Source organism: Synechococcus sp. H60.3 (assembly GCF_047462295.1).
GTDB lineage: Bacteria > Cyanobacteriota > Cyanobacteriia > Thermostichales > Thermostichaceae > Thermostichus.
The window spans coordinates 1-3,910 of sequence record NZ_JANSIY010000165.1; the positions used below are offsets into that span (position 1 = coordinate 1).

A 3,910-nucleotide genomic window follows, 5' to 3' on the forward strand; every position below is an offset into this window, starting at 1 on the left:
CTCATGGGGCGGTGCACCTCTAGAAATTGTGAAGCGATATATCCAGAATCAGTCAGGAGGCGCTATCCCTCCCCACCGTATAGACGGTGGGGAATCCCGCGCCTTACGTTGAAAGCGATTCCTTTCCTTGTATCTCTCTCAGCAAAGACATAAAAGAGAAATAAAAAAGTCATGAAAGTTCTCGAAGCCCACCACCTCCAGAAAACCTACCGGCAGGGGGGCAAGCAGGTGCGGGCGGTGGTGGATGTCTCTCTGACGCTGGCGGCAGGGGAGATCCTGGCTTTCTTGGGGCCCAATGGAGCCGGCAAGACCACCACCATCAAGATGATTGCTGGGCTGATCCGGCCGGATGCTGGCACGGTGCGCATCCTGGGACGGGATCCCCACGCCGATGCGGGTGCGCTGGCCCAGGTGGGGGCGGTGCTGGAAGGCAACCGCAACCTCTACTGGCGGCTGACCCCTTTGCAAAACTTAGAGTACTTTGGCGTGCTGCGGGGGCTATCCCCCAGAACGGCTCGCCAGCGGGGGCTGGAGCTACTGGAGACCTTTGGCCTGCTGGAAAAACGGGATGTTGCTGTGCAGACCCTTTCGCGGGGTATGCAGCAGAAGGTGGCCATTGCTGTTGCCCTCTTGCACCAGCCGGCTCTGCTACTTTTGGATGAGCCCACCCTGGGGCTGGATGTGGAAGCCGCCCAAGCAGTGAAATCCTTGATCCGCCAAATTGCCGCTGCAGGTCGGGCCATTCTCCTCACTACCCACCAACTGGAGATGGCCGAGGCCCTCTCAGACCAGGTGGCCGTGATCGAGGGGGGGAGAATCCTCTGCCAGGCCCCCACGCAGGAGCTGATCCGCCAGTTTGCCAGCGCAGCCAGTACTTATCGGATTGAGTTGGAACAAGAGCTGGATCCCAGCCGGGCTGAGCGCCTGCTCCAGCAAGGGGTGGAGATTCTCGGCTTCCATCAGTTGCGCTTTGGCGGCTCTTCAGAGGCGTTGTATCAGGTGCTGGAGATCCTCAAGCCCTTGCCCCTGCTTGGCGTTAAGCGAGAGGAAGCGGATCTCACCCACATTTTTCTCAAGCTGCTGCAGAGGAGATGAGACCACTGCTGTACCTGTTTTGGGCGGAGCTAAAGCGCACCTGGATCCAGTACATCCGCTATCCGGCAGAAGCCCTGGGCGGGATCCTGATCACCACCTTTTTCTTCTATGCCCTCTTTGCCGGCGCTCAGTATGTGGCGGGGCCGGCCTCCCAATTTGGCGAACGGCTGGACGCGGTGGTGATCGGCTATGTGCTCTGGACGCTGGTGATTTTTGTGGTGAACGATATTGCCCTCAACTTGCAGGTGGAAGCCCAGACAGGCACCTTGGAGCAGGTGTTGCTCTCGCCCTTTTCGGCGGCCACCCTGTTTTTGGCGCGGGCCTGCGCCAGCTTGGTGTTGCGCTTTTCCGTCGTCGTCGTTATTTTGGGCGTCATTTTGCTGTTGACAGGCAGCCGGCTGCGCTTTCCTCCCACTCTGTTGTTGCCCCTCTTGAGCGTGGTGCTGGGGGCCTATGGCTTCTCGTTTTTGCTGGGATCTGCTGCCTTGATTTGGAAGCGCATCCAACAACTGCTGATCCTGAGCCAATTCGGCCTGCTCTTTCTCCTAGCCACCCCCACAGAAGAGTGGTCGGGATCCCTGAAGTGGCTGGGGCAGATGCTGCCCATGACGGCAGGGGCTGGCCTGCTGCGGGATCTGATGGTGCGGGAGGTGGGATTGGATCCCCTGCGGCTGCTCATGGCTCTGGCCAGCGGCATTTTCTACTTCGGGCTGGGCTTGCTGGCCTTTCACCGGGCAATGCAACTGGCCAAACAGCGGGGGATCCTGGGATCCCAGTAGGACCTTGTCAGAGGGAGCGCCGGTCGCCAGGGGAGCGCAACAGGTGAGGGAAGTGGTACTCCACTGCGCCGGTGGTGAGGTTGTTCTCAGGGGAGGCAATGCCCCGTCGGCTTAGCTCTCGCAGCGCTTTTTCAATCTCGTCAAAGTCAGCAGGCAGCTCGATGGCGATCTCCGAGAGGGTGAGGATCCCTTGTCGCTGCTGCGCCAGCCGTAGGATCTCCCGCATCAGCGCCTGACCCTTCAAAGGCTGAGGCGGGGCCGAGACAGACTTGACGGGAGCCCCAGAGGGGCGGATCCCTTGCAAGACGGCCAGCTTGAAGTTGTAATCTTCCACCATGCCTGGGATCAAAAACAGGTCAATCAACTGGCCAATTCCCAACAGGCCAAAGGTAAAGAACCAGAGAAAGCCTGTCCCGGTTTTGCCCAGGTAAAAGCGATGGACACCGCAGATGCCGAATATGCCCAACGCCCAGAGGAGATAGGCGGTGCCGACGGATTTGGGCTCGGCAGGGGGCAGCAGGTAGCGAGAGCTCATGGGCATTAGTCAAGATGGCTTGGACTGGTAACCCTAGTCTGCCATCTTTTGCCTTGGACGGGCAGGACACCCCTGCTCTGGCCCTTGAAAGCGGGCCTAGAGGTGGGAGGGTAGCTTCAAGCAGATAAAGAGGCTGAAAATGAGATCCAGCTCTTCAGCTCGAAGAACTCCGTCGGGGGGACGGCGGTCACGCCCCCAGGAGACCAAGGAAGGTCGATGCTTGAGCCCATCTTAATCGGGTTGAGTGCTGTGCTCTGGGGCCTCCTCTGGGGCTACGCCACGCTGCTAGTTGTGCTAGTCAACTTCAAAGAACAGGGATCCGTTTACGCCTACCCCATGCAAGCAGTGTTAGATCGCTTTGTGGAATCGCTGGGGCTGGGTTGGCTTAAGGATCTGCATGCCATGCAACTGCAGCCACTGCGCCGGATTAGCTATGCCCTCTTCGGCGCCGTTACCTTGGGAGTGACCTTCATGCTCTGGGTTTTGGGGTGAGGCAGTGGCTAGCTCCTCGATCTAGCCCTAGGCAGAGCTGACTGCACCTGCTGAAAAGTCCCGCTGCTTAGCCTCTCTCGCAAGGAGGGATCTAATAGAAAATTGCTTGCAGCTTTTTCAAGCAGGCTTGGATCTGAGCCATCTCTTCCGGATTCAGCTTTTGAAAGCGCTCTTTCAGGTAGGCCACATGGGCCGGGAAGACCTGTTCAAACAGTTTTTCCCCCTCTTCGGTAAGCACGATCTTGAAGCAGCGGCGGTTTTCTGGAGGTACCTCGCGGCGCACTAGCCCCTTTTGTTCCAGGCGATCCACGATCCCGGTCAGCGTCCCTTTGGTAACCAGCGTTTTCTGGGCCAGGATATTCATCGTCAAGCCAGGAGTGTTGCCAATGGTTACCAACACATCGAATTGGGGGGCGGTCAGCCCTATCTGACGAATGTGAGCGCTGGCGTAGTTTTCAAAGGCTTGGTAAGCCCGCGCCAGATCCCGCAGCAGCCCCAAAAAAGGCTCCCGCGCCGCCACCACCGAGGGCTTGAGGGCCTCGCCTTGGGGAAGCGGAGAGGACAGAGACTCAGCAGAAGTGGGCATCGCTGCAGCTCGCCGAACGAGACTAATCCACCCAGCAAGAACAGTTTTGGCTTTATGATAGCCGACTGCACTATAGTCCTAATACAAATTAACGGCCATTTCGCCAGCTCCGTGGAGCTATTCCATCCCAAGGCAACGCACAGGAGCTCTCTCCATATCCAGAGGGGGCCTACGGAAGCGGGGCGAAGACCGGAAACGGCCCACAGAATGCCAAGGGCCAGCCCGGCGTGTTTCCAGCTTATTTGAAGCGACCTCGAGCCTCAACCCTAGGGATCCCGGCTGCGTCTGGACGGATCCCTCGGACGAAGTGTCGCCATTCGGTTGCTGCGACTGCAGAAGTTGGATAGTAAACTACCCGGCTCCGACCGCTAAGCGGTACGGAGCGGGCTTAAGCGCTACGCGCCGCTGACGCGAAGGGTAGCC

At 58.8% G+C, this 3,910-nt stretch carries 5 protein-coding genes; 3 read left to right on the forward strand and 2 right to left on the reverse strand.

Going from position 1 to position 3,910, the window contains the following annotated elements; genetic code table 11:
- Window positions 1–171 precede the first annotated feature (171 nt).
- Window positions 172–1,095: an ABC transporter ATP-binding protein gene (locus NW841_RS12220; protein WP_414386614.1), complete on the forward strand. Its 924-nt coding sequence runs from the start codon at window positions 172–174 to the stop codon at window positions 1,093–1,095.
- Window positions 1,092–1,874 (forward strand): ABC transporter permease, encoded by a 783-nt coding sequence (locus NW841_RS12225; RefSeq protein ID WP_414386617.1) that lies wholly within the window; start codon window positions 1,092–1,094, stop codon window positions 1,872–1,874. The genes NW841_RS12220 and NW841_RS12225 overlap by 4 nt, the downstream gene beginning before the upstream one ends.
- A 7-nt stretch (window positions 1,875–1,881) precedes the next feature.
- On the opposite strand, the gene NW841_RS12230 is transcribed toward NW841_RS12225, so the two are convergent.
- Window positions 1,882–2,409, reverse strand: coding sequence for a TM2 domain-containing protein (locus NW841_RS12230; RefSeq protein ID WP_414370342.1), 528 nt, complete (start codon window positions 2,407–2,409; stop codon window positions 1,882–1,884).
- Window positions 2,410–2,625: 216 nt separating this feature from the next.
- Here NW841_RS12230 and NW841_RS12235 point away from each other — a divergent pair, with 216 nt between their 5' ends.
- Window positions 2,626–2,901 carry a hypothetical protein gene (locus NW841_RS12235; protein WP_414366738.1) on the forward strand — a complete coding sequence of 92 codons (276 nt, stop codon included), beginning with the start codon at window positions 2,626–2,628 and terminating at the stop codon, window positions 2,899–2,901.
- 91 nt (window positions 2,902–2,992) lie between these two features.
- On the opposite strand, the gene NW841_RS12240 is transcribed toward NW841_RS12235, so the two are convergent.
- The gene (locus NW841_RS12240) at window positions 2,993–3,487 is read right to left on the reverse strand and encodes a MarR family winged helix-turn-helix transcriptional regulator (protein ID WP_414366740.1); all 495 of its coding nucleotides are present in this window, start codon (window positions 3,485–3,487) and stop codon (window positions 2,993–2,995) included.
- Between the last annotated feature and the right edge of the window lie 423 nt (window positions 3,488–3,910).

What these genes read in the sequence shown, in the direction of transcription:
- NW841_RS12230 (WP_414370342.1), bottom strand. Translation starts at nt 2,409, where the DNA reads ATGAGCTCTCGCTACCTGCTGCCCCCTGCCGAGCCCAAATCCGTCGGC.
- NW841_RS12235 (WP_414366738.1), top strand. Translation starts at nt 2,626, where the DNA reads ATGCTTGAGCCCATCTTAATCGGGTTGAGTGCTGTGCTCTGGGGCCTC.
- NW841_RS12240 (WP_414366740.1), bottom strand. Translation starts at nt 3,487, where the DNA reads ATGCCCACTTCTGCTGAGTCTCTGTCCTCTCCGCTTCCCCAAGGCGAG.
- NW841_RS12225 (WP_414386617.1), top strand. Translation starts at nt 1,092, where the DNA reads ATGAGACCACTGCTGTACCTGTTTTGGGCGGAGCTAAAGCGCACCTGG.
- NW841_RS12220 (WP_414386614.1), top strand. Translation starts at nt 172, where the DNA reads ATGAAAGTTCTCGAAGCCCACCACCTCCAGAAAACCTACCGGCAGGGG.